The 26,132-nt window shown below is 61.7% G+C and carries 16 protein-coding genes; 12 read left to right on the forward strand and 4 right to left on the reverse strand.

The genetic code is table 11. The features are described 5' to 3' along the window. Window positions 1-183 precede the first annotated feature (183 nt). Complete coding sequence (locus tag BM235_RS08540) at window positions 184-1,695, reverse strand: arabinosylfuranosidase ArfA (protein ID WP_090111650.1); 1,512 nt, start codon at window positions 1,693-1,695, stop codon at window positions 184-186. A 143-nt stretch (window positions 1,696-1,838) separates the two neighbouring features. Here BM235_RS08540 and BM235_RS08545 point away from each other — a divergent pair, with 143 nt between their 5' ends. From BM235_RS08545 to BM235_RS08595, 12 genes are all read left to right on the forward strand, one after another. After that, window positions 1,839-2,741 (forward strand): ArsR/SmtB family transcription factor, encoded by a 903-nt coding sequence (locus tag BM235_RS08545; RefSeq protein ID WP_090111652.1) that lies wholly within the window; start codon window positions 1,839-1,841, stop codon window positions 2,739-2,741. A gap of 509 nt (window positions 2,742-3,250) precedes the next feature. Then, on the forward strand, window positions 3,251-4,639 hold the full coding sequence (locus BM235_RS08550) for an ABC transporter substrate-binding protein (protein WP_090111655.1): 1,389 nt from the start codon (window positions 3,251-3,253) through the stop codon (window positions 4,637-4,639). 69 nt (window positions 4,640-4,708) lie between these two features. Next, entirely contained in the window at window positions 4,709-5,590 is an 882-nt protein-coding gene (locus BM235_RS08555) for a carbohydrate ABC transporter permease (protein WP_090111657.1), read from the forward strand. Then, complete coding sequence (locus BM235_RS08560) at window positions 5,587-6,423, forward strand: carbohydrate ABC transporter permease (protein ID WP_090111659.1); 837 nt, start codon at window positions 5,587-5,589, stop codon at window positions 6,421-6,423. The genes BM235_RS08555 and BM235_RS08560 overlap by 4 nt, the downstream gene beginning before the upstream one ends. Before the next feature lie 190 nt (window positions 6,424-6,613). After that, the gene (locus BM235_RS08565) at window positions 6,614-7,432 is read left to right on the forward strand and encodes a glycoside hydrolase family 16 protein (protein WP_199408924.1); all 819 of its coding nucleotides are present in this window, start codon (window positions 6,614-6,616) and stop codon (window positions 7,430-7,432) included. A 39-nt stretch (window positions 7,433-7,471) separates the two neighbouring features. After that, window positions 7,472-8,806 (forward strand): ABC transporter substrate-binding protein, encoded by a 1,335-nt coding sequence (locus BM235_RS08570; protein ID WP_090111663.1) that lies wholly within the window; start codon window positions 7,472-7,474, stop codon window positions 8,804-8,806. Window positions 8,807-9,053: 247 nt separating this feature from the next. Next, on the forward strand, window positions 9,054-14,507 hold the full coding sequence (locus BM235_RS08575) for an S-layer homology domain-containing protein (RefSeq protein WP_255374232.1): 5,454 nt from the start codon (window positions 9,054-9,056) through the stop codon (window positions 14,505-14,507). An 83-nt stretch (window positions 14,508-14,590) separates the two neighbouring features. Beyond that, the gene (locus tag BM235_RS31990) at window positions 14,591-14,764 is read left to right on the forward strand and encodes a hypothetical protein (RefSeq protein WP_158543705.1); all 174 of its coding nucleotides are present in this window, start codon (window positions 14,591-14,593) and stop codon (window positions 14,762-14,764) included. Between the two features lie 324 nt (window positions 14,765-15,088). Next, window positions 15,089-16,789: a sensor histidine kinase gene (locus tag BM235_RS08580; protein ID WP_255374234.1), complete on the forward strand. Its 1,701-nt coding sequence runs from the start codon at window positions 15,089-15,091 to the stop codon at window positions 16,787-16,789. A gap of 2 nt (window positions 16,790-16,791) precedes the next feature. Beyond that, window positions 16,792-18,270: a response regulator transcription factor gene (locus BM235_RS08585; RefSeq protein ID WP_090111668.1), complete on the forward strand. Its 1,479-nt coding sequence runs from the start codon at window positions 16,792-16,794 to the stop codon at window positions 18,268-18,270. A 5-nt stretch (window positions 18,271-18,275) separates the two neighbouring features. Further along, window positions 18,276-19,619 (forward strand): ABC transporter substrate-binding protein, encoded by a 1,344-nt coding sequence (locus BM235_RS08590; protein ID WP_090111670.1) that lies wholly within the window; start codon window positions 18,276-18,278, stop codon window positions 19,617-19,619. 157 nt (window positions 19,620-19,776) lie between these two features. Continuing rightward, window positions 19,777-21,354, forward strand: a complete 1,578-nt coding sequence (locus BM235_RS08595) for an alpha-L-rhamnosidase-related protein (RefSeq protein ID WP_090111672.1) — start codon at window positions 19,777-19,779, stop codon at window positions 21,352-21,354. Window positions 21,355-21,687: 333 nt separating this feature from the next. On the opposite strand, the gene BM235_RS08600 is transcribed toward BM235_RS08595, so the two are convergent. From BM235_RS08600 to BM235_RS08610, 3 genes are all read right to left on the reverse strand, one after another. After that, window positions 21,688-22,674: an AraC family transcriptional regulator gene (locus BM235_RS08600; RefSeq protein WP_090111674.1), complete on the reverse strand. Its 987-nt coding sequence runs from the start codon at window positions 22,672-22,674 to the stop codon at window positions 21,688-21,690. 63 nt (window positions 22,675-22,737) lie between these two features. Further along, the gene (locus BM235_RS08605) at window positions 22,738-24,249 is read right to left on the reverse strand and encodes a response regulator (protein ID WP_090111676.1); all 1,512 of its coding nucleotides are present in this window, start codon (window positions 24,247-24,249) and stop codon (window positions 22,738-22,740) included. A 15-nt stretch (window positions 24,250-24,264) separates the two neighbouring features. Beyond that, window positions 24,265-26,085 (reverse strand): cache domain-containing sensor histidine kinase, encoded by a 1,821-nt coding sequence (locus tag BM235_RS08610; RefSeq protein WP_090111678.1) that lies wholly within the window; start codon window positions 26,083-26,085, stop codon window positions 24,265-24,267. Window positions 26,086-26,132 lie beyond the last annotated feature (47 nt).

Here is a 26,132-nt window from a genome sequence, read left to right on the forward strand (position 1 = left end):
TGGCAGTGCCAGTTACACCGAAAAACCGTGTAACTCGGTCCAGACTGCCGCGTGGTAGCGGAGTTACGCGGAAAAACCGTGCAACTCGGCCCAAACCACCGCGCAGGCGCCGCTAATGAGCAAAAAGACCGGAAACGGCGAGGGACCAGGTCCCTTACGCCGCTTCCGGTCTTTTTGTCTAACTTAGCCCTTCGTCGTCGCGATGCGAATGACGTTCCAAGAAGCGCGGCCCAGCACGGCTTGCACGCGTCCTTGATCGATCTTGGACTCGCCGCCGTTGCGCGGGACGACCCGGTTGGGATTGTTCTTGGTGTTGGTGGCCTTCAGATCGTCGCTCTCCAGCACGATGTGCTCCAGCAGACGCGTTTCGCCGAAGCTGCGGACGTCGACGTCGAGCGCCATCGATTCTTCCAGGTGACGGTTCACTGCAAAAATCGTCAGGAGGCCCTGTTCCTCGTCGAACACGCTGACCGATTCCAAATAAGGAACGTCCATGAAGTCCTTGGCGTCGTACTTCGGCGAGTCGACGACCGATTGCAGGACCGTGCCTCTGCCGTAATTCGAAGCATGGAGAAACGGATAGTAGGTCGTCTGCAGCCAGAGCGAACCGCCCGTCTCCGTCATGATCGGCGCGATCGTATTGATCAGTTGGGCGAGGCAGCCCATCTTAAGCCGGTCGGCATGCTTCAGCATCGTGATCAGGTAGCACCCGACGGCGAGCGCGTCTTCGAAGGTGTACGCGTCCTCGAACTCGGGCGGCGCGATCTGCCAGCGTTCGCTCGCGCGGCTGGAGCCGATCGAGTGCCAGACGTTCCATTCGTCGAGCGACAGCATGATTTTTTTCTTGCTGCGCTTTTTCGCCTGGACGTAATCGGCAATCGAAGCTACGCCCCCGATGAACTGGTCGAGATCGAGCGAGCTGGCCAGGAAGTTGGCCGTATCGCCCGCGTTATTATTGTAATAAGCATGCAGCGAAAGGTAGTCGACCTGATCGTAGGCGAGATCCAGGACGGTCGCTTCCCACTCGGCGAAGGTCGGCATGCCTCTGGAGGAGCTGCCGCAGGCGACGAGCTCGATCGTCGGATCGACCCAGCGCATCACTTTGCCCGTCTCGTTGGCAATACGTCCGTACTCGACCGCGGTTTTCGCGCCGATCTGCCAGGGGCCGTCCATTTCGTTGCCGAGACACCATGTCTTGAAGCGATGGGGTTCGCGATAGCCGTGGGAAATGCGCATGTCGCTGTAATAGGAGCCGGAAGGATGGTTGCAATATTCGACGAGATTTCTCGCAGCGTCGGGCCCTCTCGTGCCGAGGTTGACGGCCATCATCACTTCCGTGCCGGCCAGCTTCGCCCAGTCCGCGAACTCGTTCGTGCCGACGGCGTTCGTCTCGGTCGTCCACCAGGCCAGCTCCAGCTTTTGCTTGCGCTCCGACTTGGGTCCGACGCCGTCCTCCCAGTTGTAACCGGACACGAAGTTGCCGCCCGGATACCGCACGATCGGAACCTGAAGCGCCCGGATCGCCTCCAGCGCATCGCGGCGGAAGCCGTTCTCGTCCGCGGTCGGGTGACCGGGCTCGTAGATGCCCCCGTAAACGGCGCGTCCTAGATGCTCGATAAAGGAACCGTACATCCGGGGGTCCACGGCGGAAATGGCGAAGTGTTTGTCGATCAGCATATGAGAGCGGATTGTCATGAGATTGACCTCCTTAGGATTAAGGGGAAACGAAATTCATTGAAACTTGAAAACCTATATTATTCGTAACATAATAGAAAAAGTCAGACAATCTTTTATTATAGGATTCACTTAAAACGAAATCCTGATCGGATGGTGAGCGCGTGCTGATCTCTACCGATTCAAAAGCGCTTCGCATCTACGAGGCGCTAGCCAGCGAGGTCCGGTTAAAAATCATCGATAAATTGTACGAACGAGAGCGGCACGTAAAAGAGCTGGCGGCGGAGCTGTTCCTGAGCAACGCGGTCGTCAGCGGACATATCCGCAAGCTCGAAGAGGCCGGCATCGTCGGCAGCAGGATGAAGCGGATCGACGGCGGCACGTACAAGCTTTGTTATGTTAAAACGGAATTCCTGCAAATCAAGCTGTCTCCCGAAGCCCCCGCCTCTTTAAGCTGTCACGAGCTGTCTCTGCCGATCGGCCAGTATACTGATTACGAGGCTTGGCCGACCTGCGGCATCGCGACGACGGAGAAGGTCATCGGCCAGTTCGACAATCCGGTCTGCTTCATGGATCCGGAGCGGGTGAACGCGGGCATCCTGTGGATGGCCAAAGGATGGGTCGAATACAAGCTGCCGAACTACCTGTACAAAGACCAGCGCCTTCACGAGATCGAGATCTCGCTCGAGATCGGTTCGGAGGCGCCGAGCGTGAACGAGAATTGGCCTTCGGACATACGCTTCGATCTGGGCGGCAAGACCGTAGGGGTATGGACAAGCCCTGGCGACTTCGGGGATCGGCGGGGGCGGTTGACGCCGGAGTGGTGGCTTTCGGACGTCAATCAATACGGCATGTTGAAGGTGCTCCGCATCAAGGAGAAGGGCACCTACGTAGACGGACAAAAAATCTCCGGCGTCGGCCTCCGCGATATCGAGACGAACGCGATGAACTGGACGCTGCGGATCGCCGCCGAGGATACCGGACGAGGCCGGGGCGGCCTCACGCTCTACGGCAAAGGTTTTGGCAACTACAATCAGGACCTTGTCGTTCGGAGCTATTATGTGTAGGGATCGCGGAAATCAACTTCGACAGGACCGAGGGAAATTTCCCGGTCCTTTTTTGTTGCGTAGCAAGGTCTGTGCGGAGGATTTGCGGCGCTTAGCAGTGGACTGGGAGGTAGAAGTGGACACCAGTACGATGAGGGGCTGCCGCAGCGGACCCTGGTTCCGTTATTGTAGCGCGTTAAGCGAATATGAAGATGCTCGCGGACCGTGGTTCCGCTATTTCCTCCGGTTGAGGCACGAAACGCCGCTTTTTCACGAAATAGCGTCCCCTGTGTCCGTTAACTCTCCCAAACGCCGTTGTTGGCGCAAATAGCGGATCCTGGGTCCGTACGCGGGACCGGGGCGTCTGCGGTATCGCAAGTGAATGCATTTCCGAACGCCAAATCCCCGAACCGCTCTTAAAAATAAGGAATCAAACTAAAAAATGACGCGCTTATGGCGGCGGCCGGCGGCCCTTACAATGAAAAATGTAAGCGGCTAACAAGCTGCAAGATCATGAGGGGGAGTCAAGCATGAAGTCATTGAAATCCCAAGTTGCCGGCGTCGCCGTGGCGTCGCTGTTCACCGTCGCGCTTGCCGCGTGCGGCAGCAATAACAATAACAACGCGGCATCGCCGTCCGCCGCGAGTTCGTCGGCCGCCAGCCCGTCGGCGTCCGCATCCGCGTCGGCCAGCCCGTCCGACAGCGCCGCGAGCGCCGAGCCGGTCACGCTCAGCATGCTCGTCTCCGGCTCCAAGGCCGCCGACGGCGCCGACTTCGAGCTCGACACGCTGCCGAAGCTCGTCAAGGAGAAGTTCCCGAACGTCACGCTCGAAGTGCAGAAGCTGCCGGACGAGCAGTATTACACGTCGGTCAAGACGAAGCTGGCCGCGGGCGAAGGCCCGGACATCTTCCTCGTTTTCCCGAACATGGCCAACATGGGCGCGATCGAGGTAGCGAAGGCCGGCTATGCGGCCGACCTGTCCGGCCTTAGCTTCTGGAACAACGTGAGCAAGGCCGCCATGAACGACATGAGCTACGAAGGCAAGCCGTACGCGGTAGCCAAGGGGATGGACATCCTCGGCGCTTATTACAACAAGGATCTGTTCGCTAAAGCCGGCATCTCGGAGGTGCCGAAGGATTGGGACAGCTTCCTCGCCGCTTCCGAAAAGCTCAAGGCCTCGGGCGTCACGCCGATCGTCATGGGCGACAAGGACCCGTGGGTCGTGCAGTTCGGCATGTACCAGCTCGCCGCGAACACGGTCTATCCGTCCGATCCGGACTTCGACAAGAAGCTGCAGACCGGCGAGACGCAGCTGACCGACGCCAAGTGGGTCGAGACGGTCAACCAGTACAAGACGCTGTACGACAAGGGCTACGTGTCCAAAAACTCGCTCGGCATGGCCAGCGCGCAGGCGATGCAGCAGTTCGTCGACGGCAAGGCGGCCATGATCTTCACGGGAACGTGGGACCTGCCGGGCGTCACCGCCAAGGGCGCGGCCGACTTCGAACGCGGCTTCTTCTCCCTCCCGGGCAACAAGGCGGGCGAGCCGGTGTACGCATCCGCGGCAACGGCGGCGGGCTATGCGCTGAACGCCAAGTCCAAGCACCTCGACGCCGCCAAGCAGATCTTCGAATACCTGTACGACGGCCAGTCGCCGCTCTTCCAGGCGTGGGTGGAGTCGAACCCGTCCATCAGCGTATTTAACGGCGTGCCGCTCAAGAACGAGATCTTCAAGGACGTCTTGACCGAGATTCAAAGCACGGGCCATGCCTTCTACTTCTCGAACCAAATGTGGCCGGCGGGCGTCAGCGACGTCATGCAGTCCAAGTTCGCGGAGATCATCGGCGGCAAGAAGACGACGGCCGAAGACGTCACCAAGGCGATGCAGGACAAGTACAAAGAACTTTATAAAGGCTGATCGCCAGCGAGATCAAGGGGGAACGCGGTTCCCCCTTGATGCAATTTACGCCGAAAGGAAAGAAGCATCATGAACAGTGCCGTGATGAAAAAAACGATGTTTTGGTTCGTGCTCCCGGCCCTCCTTTTCTACTGCTTGTTCTGGGTATTCCCGATTCTCAAGCTTTTCCAATACAGCATCACCGACTACAACGGCTACGTTCAAAAGTTCAGCTATGTCGGCCTCGACAACTTCAAGACGCTGTTCCACGAGGAAATCCTCGGCTTGTCCATCCGCAATACGCTCATTTACACGTTCGTGACCGTCATCCTGGGCAACATCGTCGCGCTTGCGATAGCGTTCCTGCTGAATGCGAATATTCGAGCCAAAGGTCTGTATCGTTCGGCATTTTACATTCCGACGCTGTTCAGCGCGATCGTCGTCGGCTTCATCTGGAGCTACGTGTACATGCCGGACGAGGGACTGATTGCCTCTTTTCTCCATAAGATCGGTATCAACGGAATCGATACGAACTTCCTCGGCAGCTATGACAAGGCGCTTTACTCCATCATCGCGGTCGATATTTGGAAAAACATCGGCACGAGCACGATCATCTTCTTGGCCGGCTTGCAGACGGTACCGACGGACCTGATCGAAGCGGGTAAAATCGACGGTGCCGGACGCTGGAAGCTCGTGCGCTACATCAAGATTCCGCTGCTCGCCACGTCCGTCACGATCAACGTCACGCTGAGCGTCATCAACGGGCTGAAGGCGTTCGACTATCCGTTCGTCATGACCAACGGCGGCCCGGGCACGTCGACCAACACGCTGATCTACGCGATGTACAAGATGGCGTTCACCGACCAGCTGTTCGGCAAAGCGTCGGCGCTCGGCATCATCTCGTTCGCGCTGATCATCGTCATCACCGCCGCGTTCGTCTTCACGCTGAACAGAAGGGAGATATCCGCATGACCTCCGCGCCTGCCGTCAAGCGCTCGCTCACCCATATCGCGCTGCTCGCGCTCGTCTTTCTCAACTTAGTGCCGCTCATCATCGTGCTGTCCAGCTCGCTGCGGTCGCCGAAAAACATGACCGACCCGCTGAACTGGTTCAACGAGTTCACGTTCGCCAGCTTCCGCTCGGCTTTCACGCGCATGCACTTCCCGACCGCGCTGTGGAACAGCGTCGTGCTGACCGGCGTCTCGGTCGTCTTCGTCGTCCTGCTGGCCGCGATGGCCGCCTATCCGATGGCGCGCATCCGCAGCCGGCTCAGCAAGTTTTTGTATATCTTCTTTCTGTCCGGCCTCGTCGTGCCCGGCCAGATGGTGCTCATCCCGATCATTCAGATGATCAAGTCCGTCGGCATCCCGATGAATCAGTACACGCCCATCCTCATGTTCATCACGTGCAGCCTGCCGTTTTCCACGTTTCTGTACACCGGCTTCATCCGCAGCGGCGTACCGGAGGAGCTGGAGGAGGCGGCGCATATCGACGGGGCGGGCATGTTCCGCAGATACTGGCAAATCGTCTTCCCGCTGCTGCTGCCGGTGACCGTCTCGGTCGTCATCACGCAAGGCGTCTGGATCTGGAACGACTACTTCTTCAACATGGTGTTCATCACGAAAACGCTGGCGGCGCCGCTTCCGGTCGCCATGCTCGGCTTCCTCGGCGACCAGCAGAACCCGGCGCAGTGGAACGTGCTGTTCGCGGCCTGCATCCTGTGCGCGCTGCCGCTGCTGATCGCGTTCCTCGCGCTGCAGAAGTACTTCGTCGGCGGCATGACCGTCGGCGCGGTCAAAGGCTGAGCTTGCCGAACCGCGCGGGATGAACAAAAAAGAGCTGACGCCTACGCTGATTGGCTCCCGATATGGCAGACAGGCAAAACAAAAGCCTGCTGCCGTAAAGGGAGCTTTTTAATGATTTATTTGGATAAAGATGTATACTGGCATAGCGGATCTAAGACATTATCGAACATCGAAAGGGGATTCCTATTCCGTGCCAGGTTTCGACTTTCCGAGAAATAACGTGAATAAGGCGGGGTATACGTTAGTATTCGAGGACGACTTTGATTCGGGGGAACTGGACCGGAGCAAATGGTTTCCTTTCTATTTGCCGCAATGGAGCAGCCGCGCGAATACAAGCGCGAATTTCCGGTTCGAGGAGAGCCAGCTTATTTTGCAAATCACGGAGGATCAAGCGCCTTGGAGCCCCGAGTTGAACGGGGGCATTAAAGTCAGCAACCTCCAGACCGGCGTTTATTCCGGACCGCTGGGCAGCGAATACGGTCAGCACCGTTTTTCCAAGGACTGCCGCGTGCGGGAAGAACAAGCCGAGGAGCGGTTGTTTACCCCGCATTACGGCTATCTGGAGCTGCGGGCGAGCGGGTTGCATACGCCCCACAATTTGTGCGCTTTATGGATGATCGGGTTCGAAGACCGCCCGGAACGATCGGCCGAGATTTGTCTGTTCGAGATGAAGGGCTGGAACGGAGGCGGCGCGGAACGGTCGACGATCGGCTTCGGGCTTCACCCCTTCGGCGACCCGTCCATCGAGGATGAATTCTTCGAGCGGGAGTTTCCGATCGACGCCAGCCGATTCCACGTTTACGCGGTGGATTGGTCCCCGGAAGGCGTCCGTTTTTACATCGATAACGAGCTGGTGCACCACTCGAAGCAATCGCCGGATTATCCCATGCAATTGATGCTGAATATTTACGAAATCCCGCAGGCAGCGAACGAATCGGGGCAAGCGCCCGCGTACCCGAGCGAGTTCAGAGTCGATTATATTCGGTTTTATGAGAAGGATAAGCGGTAGCGTCCGCTTTGCGACCTTTACGGAATGAAGGGTTAATCTATGACGAACAGATGGAACCGATCGGCTCGCCGCACGGCGCTTGTCGCGCTGCTTGCTGCAGCGGCGGCGACGATTTCAGGCTGCGCGAAGACGGATGCTGACGCGGTCGTGCCGTCGCCGTCCGACGAGGCGGCGCCCGTGCTATACATCACGGCCGGCAATCCGAGCTCGGGCAGCACGAGCATCATCGGCGAGCTCGCGGCCGAATACGCCAAGACGCATCCGGACTTCAAGTACCGGGTCGAGAGCGTGCAGAACAACGATTTGTCGCAAAAGATGCAGCTGCTCGCCGCCAGCAATGACCTCCCGGCCATGTTCAGCTACCAGTCGGGCGAGCCGCTCATGGACATGATCCGCAGCGGCGCCGTGCTCGAGCTGCAGGGAACGTTCGAGCGGCTCGGCATCGCGGACCGGCTCAATCCGGTCGCCGTCGACCTGCTGAAGCGGATGACGGACGGCATGGGGCTGTACGCGCTGCCGCTCGAGCTCAATATCGAGGGCTTCTGGTATAACAAGACGCTGTTCGACCGTTATCGTCTGGACGAGCCGCGCACCTGGGACGAGATGCTGGGGGCGGCCGGCGTGTTCAAGAATGCGGGGATACAGCCGTTCGCCGTCGCCGGCAAGGACAAGTGGCCGATCACGCGTCTGATCAACGCTTACGCCATCCGCAAGCTGGGCGCGGACGCGATGGAGCGGGTATACCGCGGCGAGCTGAAGCTGACGGACCCGGGCTTCGTCGAAGCCGCAGGCGCCGTGCGGCATATGGCGCAGGCGGGATACTTCGGGCAGGACCCGAATATGGTCGACATCGGCTCGGCCATGCGATCGTTCACGCTGGGACAAGCCGCGATGATCTACACGGGCAGCTGGTCGATCCGCGACCTGAACAAGACCGTCGAAGGACGGATCGCGCCCGCGGAGATCGGCTTCTTCAGCATCCCGCTAGCACCCGGCGGCTTGGGCGCGCTGGACGAATACCCGGTGAATGCGGGGCTCACCACGTCCTTCTCCAGCGAGGCGTACGATGAGGGGCTTGGCGATTTTATCAAGTACGCGTTCGCGCGGTACGGCCAGCGGGCGATGGACGAGCTGGGCCTGATCACGGGCTTCAAGGCCGATACGACGGGCGCGGGCGTGCCGCCGCTCACCAAGATGGTGCAGAGCAAGCTCGATGGCGCCGCGCGGACCGCGCTCTGGTTCGAGGCGCGCTTTGATACGCGTACCCAACTGGCGGCTTGGGACGGCGCGCAGCTGCTGATCGAGGATTCAAGCTACACGCCGGCCGCCTATATGAGCGAGCTTCAAGCGGCGCTGGACGACCAAACCGGCTGATCCGGGCCGAGACATCGGCGACGCGCATTCCGTCTTCCTGCGGGGAGACGGATTTTTTTGTCTTAAAAATGAGGACTAAAACCAAAATTTGGCGCACTTATGACGCATTAAGCAACCGCTTACAATTGAACTTGACATCGGCGATCCTGCGTCGGAACGGGGGAGTGATGAAGAGCGCGAGGCAATGGGGCCTGAAGCGGCGGCAGGAGACGATCGATCCATACTTACAGAAACGGCAGGTGTGCAAATGAACAAGACAATCGTCCGCACGGGCAAAAAGAGCGTATCCGCGCTGCTGGCCGGCGTACTGTCGGCGGGCTTGGCGCTCGGCGCGCACGCACCGGCGGCATCGGCGGCGGAAACGGTCGGCGCCATCGCCTTCAAGACGCAGTCGGGCGGGGTATTCGACGGCATGCCGCTGTTCGACGGCAACCCGAGCCATCTCGACGCTTTCGTGGATACTTACTACGGCTACATCGGACTGGAAGGGGCGGCGTTGTACGCGACGGGCCTTCGGGACAATTATACGTTCGTCATGGACGACGCCTACAACAACGGACACAAGGGCAAAACGGTCCCCGGCGGTTTGGCCGCGGCGGACAACGTATACGGCGTATCGACGGACTTTCCCGCGCTCGTCGGTCTCGGACAGACCTGGAACAAAGCGCTGGTGTCGCAGATCGGCGAGGTCATGGGCAGCGAAAAGATCAGTCAGCTGAACGTCAAGCAAGGGACGGCCAACATTCACAACGGCGCCAATGCATCCAAGCCGATCGCGTTCACGGCGCTCTCCGACGTGCGCGTCAACCCGCTCAACGGCCGGACGCCCGAAGGCTACGGCGAAGATCCCTACCTGTCCGCGACGCTGATCGACAACATGGCATCGGGCCTGGCCGGCACCGACCAGGCGGCGAGCCAGGACGGCTTCTGGCAGCGCGCGGTCGTCGGCACGAAGCACTTTTCCTTGTACAACGCGGAGTGGTTCCGCCAGACTTCGAGCACGAACGCCGGCGCGCGGGCCATCTATGAATACCAGATTCCGTCGGCGTTCAAGGGGCTCGAGTCGGGCTCGGTAGCCGGCGTCATGACCTCCTTCGGCCGCACCAACGGCGTGCCGAACATCATCTCGCCCTACATGATTCTAGGCAGCCAGCTCGCGCGCTACGGCATGTATTCGTCGCCGGACTTCAACGGCGAGAATCATCTGTTCAACACGAGCTTCAGCAACGGGTTCGACGCGCAGTACACGCTAGACCGCAAGCATGCGCTCGCGCTGATGGTATTGGCGCATTCCGAATCCGTGCGCGCCATCGGCACGGACAAGACGGACGCCGTCACCTTGGCGAACGCGGTCAACGAAGGTCTCTACGGCATCACGCTCCAGGACGTGGAGGAGGCCGGCCGGCCGATCGTGAACCAGCTCGTGCGGCTCGGCATCTTCAACGAAGTCGACGCCGGCGGCGTGCCGATCGACTATCCGTTCGCCAATCAGGCGAAGGACGTGTCGTCGACGCTGACCGACTACAGCACGGCCGCGCACCAGGAAGTCGCGCTGCAGGCCGCGCGCGAGTCCGTCGTCCTGCTTAAGAACACGGACGAAGCGCTCCCGCTGTCCAAGACGAAGAAAGCCGCCGTCGTCGGCGCTTATGCGGACATGCGGATGCGGCCCGGCTACGCGGCGACGACGCCGACGGCGCTCGCTAACGCGGGCAAGACGCCGCTGTATTCGATCCTGAATACGATCGGCGCCGGCAACGTGAAGTTCTCGACCGGCAGCGCGGTCATCGCGCTCAAGTCGGCCGCCAACGACAAGTATGTCACGGCCGGCACGGGCGCAGGCTCGCAGCTGAACGCAAGCTTCGCGGGCGCTGCCGACGCGCTGACCGATGCGCAGCTGTTCGATTACTACGATTGGGGCCAGAACGCGGCCAGCTTGAAGTCCAAGGCGAACGGCCTCTGGGTGACGGCGCCGACCGCGAACAGCACGGGCGTGGGCAACACCGCAACCGCGAACCTGCTGCTGACCAATCCGGACTGGACGACGCTGGCATCTACGGGCAACAACAGCACGGTGCCTGCCAAGCTGCGCTTTGAATCGAACGGCGGCAGCTCCGTGTCGATCGTCTCGGGCGGCCTGGCGATTCAGACGGGTCTGTTCAGCGGACGCCTGCTGACGACCGGCGCCGACGGCGCCATCGCGACCGGGGCTTCGACGATCGGCACGCTCGCCAACTTCAACGCGCGGGACAATAGCGCCAAGTTCGACAAGACGGTCGTACAGGAAGCGGGCACAGGCGCCGATATCGCGGCGATGGCGAACACGCAGGACTACGCGCTCGTCTTCGTCGGCGCGCATCCGAATAACAGCGGCGGCGAAGGCTCCGACCGCGCCGACCTGTACCTGGGCGCCGACGATTACAAGATCGCGCACAACGTCGCGGCGGCGTTCGCGGCCAAAAACAAGAAGACGATCGTCGTGCTCCTCGCGAGCTCGCCGGTCATCATGGAAGAAATTCAGAAGGATCCGAACGTATCGGCCGTCATCACGCAGCCGTACTCCGGCGAGTTCGACGCGCAGGGCTTGACGGACGTCCTGTTCGGCGACTACGCGCCGACCGGCCGCCTGTCCGCGACCTGGTACGCGGATATGTCCGCGCTGCCGGCGCTCGACAAGTATTCGATTCCGGAAGGCAGCACCGTGGTCACGGCCGTCTACCAGCTGGACCCTCGCTTCGTATCCGACATGTTCAACGCGGATCCGGTCGAAGCCAAGCTGACGTATATGTATACGGACGCGCCGGTCACGTACGAGTTCGGCTATGGCCTTTCCTATGGCGAATTCACGTACAAAGAGTTCACGGCGCCTACGGCGGCTACAGCGAATCAGAAATTCAACGTATCCGTGGAGCTCACCAACGAAGGCTCGATCACGACCTCCGAGGTCGTGCAGCTGTACGCGCGGAAAAACGGTTCCGCCTACGGCGTAGAAGTGCCTGCCAAAAAGCTGGTGGCCTATGACAAGGTCGAGCTGACCCAAGGCGAACACAAGATCGTCACGCTCAGCGTCGATCCGAAGGACTTGGCGATCTGGGACGTGAACAAGGGCGATTATATCGTCGAAGACGGCGCCTATACGTTCATGATCGGCCGTTCGTCCAAGGATATCCGGGCGACGAAGGACATCTCGATCTCCGGCGATTCGCTGGCGACGCTGGATGCAAAGACGGCGTTTAACGTATTCGACCATGCGTACGATTCCAACGCGGTCGTCTACCGCGAAGCCTCCAAAGCGCGCACCGTCGAGAGCCTTCGCGACGACAAGATCGCTGGCGAATACTATGCGGTCATGTCCAAGGGCGCAGGCGCCTGGGTCGCGCTGCCGAAGGCGGACTTCACGGGCGCGAAGAAAATCGAAGCAAACGTAGGCACGAACGGAGCGGGCGGCAATATCACGCTGCGGGCGGACTCGCCGACGGCCGAGCCGTTCGCGACGATCGCCGTGCCGGTCACGGGCAAGACGACCTACACGATGCCGACGGCCTCCGACCAGACGGTCAACGAGCTGGGCTATCAAACGGTCGAGGCAGCCGTAGCGGCAGCGCCTGCGGGTACGCACACGGTATACGTCGTATTCGAAGCGGCCGACCTGCGCATCGACTCGCTGCAGGTGACGCAGACGGCCGTGAACATCGCGAAGCCGGTGGATGGCGCCGCACTGCCGGCCGCGAAGCCGGGCGTGGCGTACGATCAGACGCTGGCGCTGGAAGCAAGCGGCGGTACGGCTCCTTACACGTGGAGCGTGAGCGGGCTGCCCGAGGGACTGAGCTTCGACGCCGCGACGGGCAAAATCACGGGCACCGTGTCGGATGGCGCGGAGGAGAGCAGTCCCTATACGGTGACGATCTCGGCGACGGACGCCAATGGCGAGACGGTATCGGTAACGAACACGCTGGCCGTCGGCGGCGCGCTGGGTATCGGTTCGCCGGAGGGCGGAACTGTACCGGCGGCCAAGGTCGGCACAGCGTACAGCGTGCAGCTGGCGGCATACGGCGGTACCGAGCCGTATACCTGGACGGTGACGGGATTGCCGGAAGGTCTCGCGCTCGATGGAGCTACGCAAAAGATCAGCGGCACGCCGGCTGCGGGCACGGATGTCGACAGTCCGTACGAGGTCATCATCCGCGTGACGGATTCCGCCGATATTTCTCGGGAAATGACAGTCTCGCTCGACGTCGCGCCGTCGGATCCGGTCGATCCGGGTACGGTGGAGCTGGCGATTGTGACGCCGGCTGCAGGCAGCGCGATCGTCTCGGGCAATGAAGGCAGCGCGTACGATCAGGTACTGACACTGACGGCCACGGGCGGCACCGAGCCGTATGCGTGGAGTATCGGCGGATTGCCGAAGGGACTGACGTTCGATCCCGCGACGCTGCGGGTATCCGGTACGCCGACGAGCAGCGGTACGTTCCCGCTGACGATCGCGGCGACGGATGCGGATGGCCGCACGGCAACGGTGGCGGCGAGCCTGACGATCGCGCCGATCTATGTACCGCCGTACGTACCGCCGGTGACGACGCCGGTTACGGATCCGAGCCAGCCGGATGCCGAAGGCAAGTTGAAGGTGACGGACGCGATGCTGACGGTGGGCGACGCAAGCGCATCCGTGACGCTGCCGGCCGGCACGAAGACGGCGCAGCTGCCGGCAAGCCTGCTCGGCAAGGCGGACGGCAAGAGCCTGGAGCTGAAAGCGGGCGACCTGTCGCTCACGCTGCCGGCAGCCGTGCTGAAGCAGCTGGCGGCCGCGATTCCGGCGGATCGCCTCGGCGATGCGCAGGTGCAAGTGTCGTTCAAGCCTATCGAAGCGGCAGCGGCTGCGCAGGCAGTCGGCGATTCCACCGACGCGACCGCAGTGAAGCTGGCAGGCGACGTCATCGAGTTTACGCTGACTGTCGTGGTTGGCGACGCGAGCACGGCCGTGACGACATTCGACGCGCCGCTTACGCTGACGCTGAAGGCGGACGGCGTGACGAATCCGAAGCTCGGCGGCATCTTCTACCTGGCGGGCGACGGCACGCGCCAATATGTCGACAGCAAGTACGTCGACGGCGCTTATGTCGCGCAGATCCAGCACTTCAGCAAGTATGCCGTGCTTGAAGTAAATAAGAGCTTCGCAGACGTACCGGCCTCGCACTGGGCGATCGACGTGATCAAGGAGCTGGCGGCCAAGCAAATCGTCGGCGGCACGAGCGAAACGACGTTCGAGCCGGGCCGCACGATTACGCGCGCCGAGTTCACGCAGCTGCTGGCAGGCGCGCTGAAGCTGACGGACGAAGGGACGCAGTCCTTCGAAGACGTATCTGCAAGCGCATGGTACGCGAAGCCGATCGCGCTGTCGGCCGAAGCCGGCATCGTGACGGGCCGCGGGGACGGCACGTTCGACCCGAGCGGCGCGATCACCCGCCAGGAGATGGCGACGATGATCGTGAAGGCGTACCGCTACCTGCACGGCACCGCGTCAGCGGAAGGCGCGGGCACGACCTTCGCCGACGCGGACCGCATCGCCGCCTGGGCGGCGCCGTACGTGGCCGAAGCCTCGTCGCTCGGCCTGCTGTCCGGCCGCGGCGCCGGCCAGTTCGCGCCGCAAGGCGTGACGACGCGCGCCGAAGCGGCGCAGTCGGTGTACAATTTGCTGCAAAAGTAACAGAGAGCAACGAACGACGCCAAGCCTGCGGGCTTGGCGTTTTTTCTGCGCTGAGGTGAGGGCAGGAGGGGGCGGGAGAGATAATGGCTAAAAGGCAGTTCATTCCGTCCCGCATTCGTCGTATGTGCAAAATAGTTGCTAAAAAGCATTTAATGGCATCAAGGAGAGGTGAAGCTCATGCTTTTGCGGGAATTAGCGGCCTTTTGACACTTATTGGTTCAGCGAAGGCGCTAGGAACGAAATTAGCTGCCTTTTAGCAGCTATTCGTCCGTCTAGCGGGTTATGCTACGGCACACAGTCGGATCGTATCCGCGGACCGCCTTAAAAACGCGGAGCTTTCCCAAAAAATCCGTACCTTTAATATTGCGGTCGCGATTGGTTAAAATGAAAGGAAACGGGTCGCGCCGCCGCACCGTCATCCGCTATTCGCCAACAGCGCGGCATGCCTGGCGGACCGCATGTTTGGTTCCGCTTACAAGACGCCCGCGACGCCGTAAAGGATGCTTGCCATGATAACGAGGCTCCGCCGTTTTTTGCTCAAACTCAGGCCCCAGCGAATCCGTAGCCGATTTTTGGCGGCCATGATTCTGGTTTCGCTTCCGCCGCTGTTCGTGCTGGGCTACGTCTCCCTGAACATTTCCAAGGACATGCTCGTGCAAAACCATATACAGGCCAACGCGGACCACCTCAAGACGTCCAGCGAGGTCGCCGATCTGCTCATGCGCAACATCATCAACATGAACCGCATCATCCTGTCCAACGACCAGCTCCGGCAGGAGCTGTACCGGAGCGGCGAGGCGAAGGCGGACGGGGAGGGCGTCATCGACGTCCGCACGGCCAACCTGCTGCAAAACATCGTCGTGTCGAACCTGTTCGACATCCAGAACATCGACTCGATCTGCCTGTTCGATCGCAACTTCCGGTCCGTCTGCTACGGTCGCTCGGAGCAAGCCGGGAAGTACGGCTCCGAGGAAGCGCGCGGCCTGATCGAGCGCACGGACTGGTACGCGCAGGCCGAGCAGGCCAAGGGCAAGGAAGTGTTTTTCGGCTACAACGTGCTCGAGGAGTCGCCGTACGGCAACGCGTTTTCCAGCGTCAAGCTGCTTCGCGACCCGAACCGGCTGAGCGGGGACAAGATCGGCTTGCTCGTCATCAACATCCGCAAGTCGATCTTCGAGCAGACGGTCAACGAGAGCGACGAGAGCGGGTTTCTCGTGCTGGATACGCGCGAGACGAATCCGGTCGTCGTCTACGACCTGCGTCCCGAGCTCACGGCCGGCGTCGGCGTCGGCGGCAGCCTGGACGCGACGTTCGCGAACATGCGGGAGGCCGGCTACCTGTACAGCCAATACCGGAACGCGACGAGCGGCTGGATGTTCGTCCACTTCGTGGAGGCCAAAGCGCTCCTTCAACAATCCCAGCGCATCACGCTGACGACGGGTCTGCTGGCCGCGCTCATGGCAGGCATTGCGCTTGCGGTGTCTTATTTTGTGTCGGGTACGATCACGAAGCCGCTGCTGCAGCTGAAGAAAATGATCGGCGACTGGGCCAAAGGCCATTCGTCGGCCGATGCGGGCGAGGCGTTCCTTGCGGACGAGGTCGGCGTCATCGGGCAGACGTTCCAACGCGTGACGGCGGACTACCAGGTGCTGAGCGAGCGGCTGCTGCAGGCGCAGCTCAAGGAGCGGGAAGCCGAGCTGCGCTCGCTGCAGGCGCAGATCAAGCCGCATTTTTTATACAATACGCTAGATTCGATCTACTGGATGTCGATGCTCGAGGAGAAGCACGATATCGCCCAGATGGCGCTGTCGCTGTCCGAGAGCTTCAAGCTGAGCCTGAACAAGGGCAAGGAGACGATCCCGGTCTACAAGGAGCTCAAGCATATCGAGCACTATATGATCATCCAGAATCTGCGCTACGACAACCGGTTCAAGTACGAGCAAGCGGTCGATCCGGACATCATGAGCTACGAGATCATGAAGCTGATGCTTCAGCCGCTCGTCGAGAACGCGATCTATCACGGGCTCGAGCCGAAGGTCGGCGAAGGGACGGTGCGGTTGACCGGGAAAATGGACGGAGAGTTCCTGTCGTTCACGGTGTCGGACGACGGCGTCGGCATGGCGGATATCCGGAAAACGGAGGAAGGGTACGGCATGCGGAACGTGCGGGAACGGCTGGAAATTTACTACGGGCCGACGAGCTCGTTTACGATCCGCAGCCGGCCGGGTGAAGGCACGTCGATCGAGCTGCGTTTTCCGCACAAGCTATATAAGGAGGAGTAGACATGCTGAAGGCGGTCGTGTTCGACGATGAATTCATCGTGCTGAAGGGGCTGGAACGGCTCATCGACTGGCGCGAGCACGGCGTCGAGCTGGCGGGGACGGCCAAGGACGGGCTGTCCGCGCTGGAGATGTTCAGGGCGCTGCGGCCCGATATCGTCATGACCGACATTCGCATGCCGGGCATGGACGGGCTTCAGCTGATCGAGCGTATCCGCGAGGAGGCGCCCGATACGATGTGCATCGTGTTCAGCGGCTACAACGAGTTCGACTACGTCAAGCGCGCGATCAAGCTCGGCGTCGTGGACTATCTGGAAAAGCCCATCACGATCACGAAGATCCGGGAAGGCATCGAGAAGGCGGTCGCGCGCATCGGCGAGCGAAGCGAGATGTCGAGCCTGAAGCGGAGGTGGCAGGAGGGGCTGCTGGAAAAGGCGACGCTCGACCTGCTCCTCTACGGACGCGACGCCGAGGAGGAATGGCGGTCGCAATTCGGCCCGGAAGCCGAGGACGTACGGGGCGTCACGGTCGTCGCCAGCGCGGATTCGGCGTTCGAGCTGACGGAAAGCCCCGGCTGCCGCGTGGTTCCGGTCCGGTATGGCGCCGAATACTTGCAAGCCGTCTTCCATCTGGGGACCGTTGGCAGCGATTGGACCGGCGCCCTGACGGCGTGGGATCGGACGGCCGTCGGCTCCGGCACGACGCACGCCGATGTCGGCGAAGCTGCCGCCAGCTACCGCGAGGCGCTTCGGGCGCTCCGCTACGGCAAATATCTCGAGGGAACCGGCTGGACTCGGTACGAAGATTTGGGCGACGGCCATTCGCCCGCGCCCGAATTGTCCGATCTGGAAGAGGGTATCCTGTTCGACCTGCGGCTCGGGGATAAGGACAGCTTGATGCTGAAGCTGGACGACTATCTGGCGTCGTTCAAGCAGGGCAAGGTCGATCCGGAGATCGCCGAGCTGGAGCTGCTGAAGCTGCTGCTTCATGCCGCCGAAGCCGCCAAAGAAACGGGAGGCGACGCTTCCGAACTCGATCGCGCCGGCGAGCCGCCGCAGCTCGCGCTGCGCAAGCTCGAGACAAGGTCGGCGCAGGCCGCTTGGCTGCGGGCGGAGATCGAGCGGATCGCGGATTGGATACGCGGCGTGCGGATGCGGACGAAGCATTCGGCGGTGGAGAAGGCGCTCGCCTACATGGAGCTCCACTATGGCAGGGATCTGACCCAGCAAGAGGTCGCGGCCCACGTCGAGATGAACGCCGCCTATTTCAGCCTGCTTTTCAAGGAACAGATGGGGCTGTCCTATATCAAGTATTTGACCAAGCTGCGCATGGAAAAGGCAAAAACGCTGCTGGAGGAGGGCATTCCGACGCAGGAAATCAGCGAACGGGTGGGGTACTATCACGCGCGGCACTTCGCCGAGGTGTTCAAAAAGCAGACCGGCATGACGCCCGGACAATACCGGTCGACCGGGAGAGGCAGGTGAGCGGCATGGGGCAAACGGGAGGCGGCCGCTTGTTCCGGCTGCCGGTTCTCCGCCTGGCGCTGCCGGCGCTATCCGCGCTCCTGCTGGCGTCTTGCGGCGGCGCCCCGACGCCTGCGCTAGTCCCTTCCGACGATGCGACGACGATCCTGTACCTTTCCTCCAACAAAGAAAACGAAGGCAGCTCCAGGATCATCAGCGAGCTCGCGCGGGAATACCAAAACGAGCATCCGTCGGTCCGCTACAAGTTCGAGAACGTGTCGGAGAGCGACCTGAACCAGCGCGTGCAGCTGCTCGCGGCGAGCAACGATCTACCCGTGCTGTTCAGCTATCAATCGGGCAAGCCGCTGCTCGATCTCATCGACAGCAACGCCGCGCTCGACCTGGAGCGGACGTTCGCGGATCTCGGGATGGCTGACAGCCTGAATCCCGCCGCCGTCGAGCTGCTCAAGGCGTACGCGGAAGGGAAGGGACTGTACGCGCTGCCGCTGGAGATGAACATCGAAGGCTTTTGGTACAACAAGACCCTTTTCGCAAAATACGGTCTCCATGAACCGCGGACCTGGGACGAGATGCTGGCGGCGGCGGATACGCTGAAGCGCGAAGGCGTCCAGCCGTTCGCCGTGGCCGGCAAGGAGAAGTGGCCGATCACGCGCCTGATCAACGCGTACGCGATCCGCAAGCTCGGCGTCGACGCGATGGAAAAGGTGGATAAAGGAGAGCTGTCCCTCGCGGATCCCGGCTTCGTCGAGGCGGCGGACGTCGTGCAGCGGATGGGGCTCCAGGGATACTTCGGCTCCCGCGTGAACACGATCGATATGGGCTCGTCGGTCAACCTGTTCCTGCAGGGCAAGGCGGCCATGTTCTACATGGGCAGTTGGCAGCTGCGCGCGTTCAACGACGAGGCGCAGAACAAGATCGGGGCGGACAACGTCGGCTTTTTCAGCATCCCGCTCGTTCAAGACGGCTTGGGTACGCTTGACGAGTATCCGGTGAACGCGGGTCTAACCACCTCCTTTTCCAAATCGTCGTATACGCCCGAAGTCGGCGATTGGATAAAATACGTGTTCGAACGGTACGGCGACCGCGCCATGTCGGAGCTCGGCATGGTGACCGGATTTAACGTGAAGGACGTGCCGGAGGACGCGCCTCCGCTCACGAGAATGGTCCAGGGCAAGATCGGCGAGGTGAAAAAAGGAGCGCTCTGGTTCGAGGCCCGCTTCAGCACCAAAGCGCAGCTGCTGGCCTGGGACAACGCGCAGCTGCTCGTCACGAGCGCGGGCTATTCGCCGAAGGACTATTTGGGCGAGCTTCAGCGGCAGCTCGAGGCCGATCGCAAGGCGGGGCGGTAGGCGGGGACCTGCGAAGGGGCGCGAATGGATAGCCGGACCGGCAGATCGCCCGATCGTGACGGAATCGGATCATTTTATCCGGGATTCGGTTCTATGGGAGAGTCGGGCGGGCCTGCTAGAGTAAGAGACAGATGCGAATAGGGAGAGGTGCAAGATCATGGGGGATACGATCAAAATGCAAGCCGGACAGGTCGAGATCGTGCGGAATGAAGCGTTCGTCCGGAAAGCGGAGGCGCTGAAGCCGGCTTTGCTCGAAGAAGCGGTCAAAGCGGCGCGCGTCGTCGAGGTCGTCGCGGACGCCGAAGCCATGCACGGCTGGCGGGCGCGCGAGGCGGCGCCTGCCGAAGCGTTGGAGGCGCGCGAATTCAAAAAGGGAGACGCCGTCGTGCTGGACTTCGGCGATCATCGGGTCGGCTACGTCTCGTTCGACGTCCGTCCGGTCGGCAGTCCCCCGGATGCGCCGCTGAAGCTGAAGCTGACGTTCGGCGAGATGCCGGTCGAGATGGCGGAGCCGTTCTCCTCGTACAACGGCTGGATCAGCAGCTCCTGGCTGCAGGAGGAGATCCTGCTCGTCGACGTGCTGCCGGCGCGAATTTCGCTGCCGAGAAGGTATAGCTTCCGCTACCTGAAGCTGGAGGTGCTCGATACGTCGCAAAAATACCGCGTCGCTTTCGAAGGCGTGACGGTCCGAACCGTCACCTCCGGCGACGTGTCCGCAGTGGCCGAGCTGGCGCATCCCGATCCCGTCATTCGGGAGATCGACCGCGTGAGCGTCAAGACGCTGCAGGACTGCATGCAGGACGTGTTCGAGGACGGTCCCAAGCGGGACCGCCGGCTATGGCTGGGCGATCTGAGACTGCAGGCGCTGGCAAACTACGAGACGTTCCGCGGCGACGATCTGGTCAAGCGCTGCCTCTACTTGTTCGCGGCCGTACCCGACGAGCTGGGGCGAGTGACGGCGAATCTGTTCATCGAGCCGGATTTGATCGCCGACGATACGTATTTGTACGACTACTCGCTGTTTTTCGCAGCTACCTTGCACGATTACGTGGAAGCAACGGGAGACGAAGAGACGCTGCGGGAGCTATGGCCGCTCGCGCGCAGGCAGGTCGAGCTGGGACTCGAGCGGCTGGACGAGACGGGCGTACTGCGGGACGAAGAGACGTGGTGGGCGTTCATCGACTGGCACCAGTCGCTGAACAAGCAGGCGCCCGCGCAGGGCGTGCTGATCTATACGCTGAAGCGCGCGATCGCCATGGCCGAGCGGGTGGGCTGCGATTCGGCGACCGGACTCGCTGCGCGGCTTGCCGAGGTCGAGGCCGCGACGCTGGCGCGGCTGTGGGACGCGGAGCTCGGCTTCTTCGTCAGCGGCGCGGACCGGCAGGTGTCCTGGGCGTCGCAGGCCTGGCTGGCGCTGGCAGAAGTACTGCCGCCAGAAGACAATCGGGCGCTCATGCTGCGGCTGCTCGCCGAGTCGCCGGATATCGGCCCGACCACGCCGTACATGTACCACCATGTCGTCGAGGCGCTGCTCTTGACGGGCTGCCGGGACCAGGCGGTCGCGATGCTCAAGCAGTATTGGGGCGGCATGCTCGAAGACGGCGCGGACACATTCTGGGAGCTGTACGATCCGCAGGACAAGAGCTTCTCGCCATACGGCAGCCATCTGATCAACAGCTACTGCCACGCGTGGAGCTGCACGCCGACCTATTTGATCCGCAAGTTCGGGCTGTGAAACGGAACAGGACAAAGCAGGAGACTTGCCTGCTTCGTCCTGTTTTGCGTTTGCCGCCGACCCGCCCGGCGCGGTTTGTTCCCGGTTGGGAACAAATCGGCTCGCTAATCAGGGGCCCGGCGCGGTTTGTTCCTGGCTGGGAACACATCGGCTCGCCAACCAGGGGCCCTGCGCGGTTTGTTCCTGGCTGGGAACAAATCGGCTCGCCAACCAGGCGCCCTGCGCGGTTTGTTCCTGGCTGGGAACACATCGGCCCGCCAACCAGGGGCCCTGCGCGGTTTGTTCCTGGCTGTGAACAAAATCGGCCCGCCAACCAGGGGCCTGGCGCCCTCGCTAGCTTTGTGACCGCCTATACGTGCTCGGCGTCATCCCGAACCGCGATTTGAACTTGCGGTAGAAGAAACCGTGGCTCTCGTAGCCGCATTGCCGCGCGATCTCCGCGGCGTCGATCGCGGTCGTCCGCAGGAGCTCGGCGGCCCGGTTGAGGCGATACGTCTGCGCGAGCTCGCCGAACGTGCAGCCGGTATCGCGCTTCAGCAGGCGTCCCAAGTAATCGGGCGAGTAGCCGAACCGCGCCGCGAGCTCGCCGAGCGTGCAGTCGCGGTAGCGCTCGCGCAGATAGGCGAGCGGCCCCGCAAGTTCCCCGTCCGCCGGCGCGTGCTCGGGGTCGAACTGAATGTCCTCGTCGCGCACGCGCATCAGCTCGAGGAACAGCAGCGGCACGTAGTGATGCAGCATGTCCTGCGCGTATTCGCCGCCGCCGTAGTGCTCGCGCAGCATGTTCAGGATAAGCGCCCGCAGCCGGTCCCGCTCCGCCGTCCTGAACACGATGAAGCGGTCGTGCGTCCGGTTATCCGACAGCTCGCGCCCGATGAACCGCTCGACGAGACCGCCGCCGCGCAGGCGCTGCCCGTAGAAAGCGGACAGCGCCTCTTTTTGGATCAGGATGTTGATCAGGATATCTTCGTCGCCCAGCTCGTCGATCCGGTGCGTCGCGTCGCGGCCGAGGAGGCACAACTCTCCCTCGCGCAGCGTGAGCTGGCGCCCTGCGACATGCTGGCGGCAGCTGCCCGCGTACATATAGTTCAGCTCGAGGAACTCGTGCTTGTGCGGCACCATCTCCGCGAACCGGTGGTGCTTGTAGATCGACACCGAGCCGCCGCCTGCGAAAAAAGGCGCGGAGGCCAGCCGCGGGACGCCGTCCGTCTCCATGCGCAGCTCCGATCCGTCCAGCTCGCTGTAGTGGCGGCCGGTGCTCTTTTGAATGCGCTCGACCTCGTCGTAGCCGCGCAGCAGCTCGTCCAGCTGGCTTTCATCCATCGTCGTCCCGCCTTTTCCGCAGTTTTGCGCCGCCGTTATGCGATACCGCCGCACAACTCGCGCTTACGCCTCAGCCGCCTTGCGATAACCCGAGGGCGTGACTCCCGCGACCGTCTTGAAGATGCGGCTGAAATAATACGGATCTTCGTAGCCGACGAAGGAGGCGACCGCCTTGATCGACAGATCCGTCGTGCGGAGGAGCTGCTTCGCCTTTTCGATCCGCTTTTCGATGATATATTCGTTGGGCGTGCGATGCTTGTACTTCTTGAACAGCGAGCACAGGTACGAGTAGTTGAAGCCGAAGCTCGCCGCGATGCCCTGGATCGACAGCTCCGTATGGAAATGCGCGTCCATGTACGCCTGGATGTCGTCCAAAATCCGCTCGCTGCCTTTGTCGAGGGCGCGAATCTCCGATGCCGGATGCGCGACCTCGCGGCTGAAGGCCTCCAGCAGACGCCCCAAATCCTCGTAGCCGGCCGATGATGCGATCAGATCCTCCGCGGCGTCCCGCGGCTCGATCTCGAGTCCCGACCGCGCGATCAGGATTTGGCATACCTGCCGGAGCAGCTTCAACAGCAGCGGCTGCGTCAGATGGTGCTCGCGGCTGGCGCGAAGCATCTTCTTGAACAGCAGCCGGATCTCCTGCTCCTTGTCCTTCGCGGCGAGCGTCTTGAGCAGCCGAAGATCCTCGCCGAATTCGTCCGGCAGCCTTTCCGCCGCCGCGGGCCCGGCGTCCCGATCGATGCCGGCAACGACGGATTCGCCGAATACGAGCCGCTCGCGCATCGCCTGCTCCAACGCCGCGATTCGCGCCGGCAGCGCGGCGATATCGGTCGGCGCCGTCCCGTAGAACAACGCGGCCGGCACGTCCCGCTCCGCGAACCGGCCGATCTTGGCGGCAAGGCCATCGGCCAGCTCGGCGATCGGGAAGGCGGTATCCGCTTCCCACACCACGATCTTCTCGTTCGGGCATTTGCCGTTCAAGAGCCAGTAGAGACGATCCCCGGACAGCGAGGCAATCCATTTGTCCAGGTCCATCAGCCGATCCGCGCCCAGGACCGGCTCGAGCGGATTGCGCCGATAGGCGCCTACGCACACGCTTACCATCCAGTACGAGCGGCCCGGATCGAACAGCCCCGCAGGCAGCGGTTCGTCCCGCCTGTGCTCGAGATAGTCGTGCTGCCGCACCCGGCGCGCGCCGTCGAGCTTCGACTGGACCTGCGCCAGCACGCTCTCTAGCTGGGCCGGATTGATCGGCTTGATCAGATATTCCTCGACGCCGAGGGTGATCGCCTCCTTGGCGTATTCGAATTCCTTGTAGCCGCTCAGCAAGACGAAGACGGAACGGCAGCCTTCCGCCTTCAGCTGGCGGACGAGGCCCAGGCCGTCGACCAGCGGCATGCGGATATCCGTGAAGACGACGTCGGGCTCCGTCTCGCGGATCAGCTTGAGCGCGGACTGGCCATCGGTCGCTTGCCCGACGACGCGGTAGGCTTCGTTCGTCTGCTCGATGGATTGTCTGATGCTCCGCAGCGTGAGCGGCTCGTCCTCCGCGATAAACGTTCGGATCGTCATGTCTTCACCTCGTCGTTACAGAATAACGCGGATTCGCATAAGCGCGCCTCCGAGCGCGGGATCGTTGCCGATATGAAGCTCGGCGTTTTTGCCGTACGTCGTTTTCAGGCGGATGTACAGGTTGATGAGCGCCATATCGTCCGTGCGCAGGCGGTCGTAGCCTTCGTTCGATTCGAGGATGTCGTCCACCTCGCGCATCTTGCCGCGGATTCTGGCGATGGCTTCCGGAGAGAGTCCGCTGCCGTTGTCCCGAATCTCCGCGCGCCACTCGCGATCGTCGGCGACGCTTAGGACGCGAAGTTTGAAGGGCGGGACGATGCCGAGAAAGCCGTGCGTGAACGAATTTTCGATGAGCGGCTGGATCAGCAGCCTCGGGATGCGCACGCGGTCCGTCGCCCCGGACTCCTCGACCTCGTAGGATAGCAGGTCCTCGTAGCGCATTTTCATGAACGCCAGGTACGTGCGAACGATCTCGAGCTCGTCCGCCGCGGTTGCCTCCTCGCCGTCGCCGCTGCTGTAACGGAAAAGCTCGCCGAGCTGGTAGCACATCGTCTGCACCTTGAGGCTGCGGGCTTCCTGGCCCGCCGAGCTGATCGCCATGAGCGAATTGTAAAGGAAGTGCGGATTGATCTTGGACTGCAGCTCCGAGATTTTCAGGCGAAGCTGGCTCTCCTTGGACTTGACCAGCAGATTCGCCGACTGCTTGATCTCCTCGATGATCTCGTAGAAGGACGCTTCAAGCTGCTCGATCTCGTCGATCTTGGTCGAGGCGCTCTTGTTCAGCTTGTTCTCCAGGGAGACGTGCTGGACCGACCGGCGCAGGCGCACGAGCGGGCGGGTGACGAACCGGGTGATAAAGTAGACGATGACCGAGATGATCGCCGTGAACGCGATCCCCGTCGCGATCAGGATGAACAGCATCCGGTTGACGGACGAGAGGTACGCGGATTCCGGCTGAACGAGGAGCACGCGCCAGTCCGCGTTCGCGAGCCGGTGCGAGGCCGCGATCAGCGGCTCGTCGTATTCGGCGACCCGGATCTTGCTCAGCGTCCCTTCGCCGGATGCCGCCAGTGCGGCTTTTACCTCGGCCGTCAGCGCGCGGTCCGAATCGGTATACGGGTCGGCATAGGGATAGACGACGTTATTGCTCTCGTCGACGACGAACAGCCGCATGCCGTTTTTGTCGCGGTCCCAATCGCAGATTTCCCGTATTTTCTCGTAGCGCTGCTGCACCTCGATTGTGGCGACGTTTTCAAAATTGAAGTACGTCAGCGTGAGCGGCCGGATCAGAGAGACGACGGGCTCGTCTCCGATCAGCACGCCCCAAGGGTCACGGTGAGGCGGCAGCAGCTTGTACTTGGCGTCGCCGACGTCCCAGTACGAAGAGACCGACTCCCGGCGGATCAGCGAGACGGGCGGCAGGCTCATCAGCCCGACGAACGTCGAAGACGCCGCGAAAACGTTAATATTCTCCACGGTTTCCCGCGGAGAATTGTAGGTCCAGAGCGCGCCTTGGACGAGGCTGCGGCCTGCGAGATTTTGCTCGAAATAATTGCTCTTGCCGTCCGGGTCCGGGCCGATATCGAAAAAAGCCTGCTGAATGCTTTTGTTCGCGATGACCTGCGAGGAAACGACGTCCATGCCGGAGACCAGCTCGTCCAGCTGCCGGGCTGTATTTTCGACCGTCTCGTTGAAGTAACGCATGGAGGTGCGGTTGTTCTCTTTGGAGGCGTAGTAGTAATAAGCGACCGTAGAAACGAAAATGACGAAGCAGCTTAGAGAAGCGAAGATGAAGAACAGGCGTTTGGCGAACGATAGATGTCTGAAAAACCGCAAGCTGCCGCCTCCTGTCCGAAATGCGGGCCTAAGCGCATGCTGCGAAG

Origin of the sequence: Cohnella sp. OV330, from assembly GCF_900112065.1 — a bacterium.
GTDB lineage: Bacteria > Bacillota > Bacilli > Paenibacillales > Paenibacillaceae > Cohnella.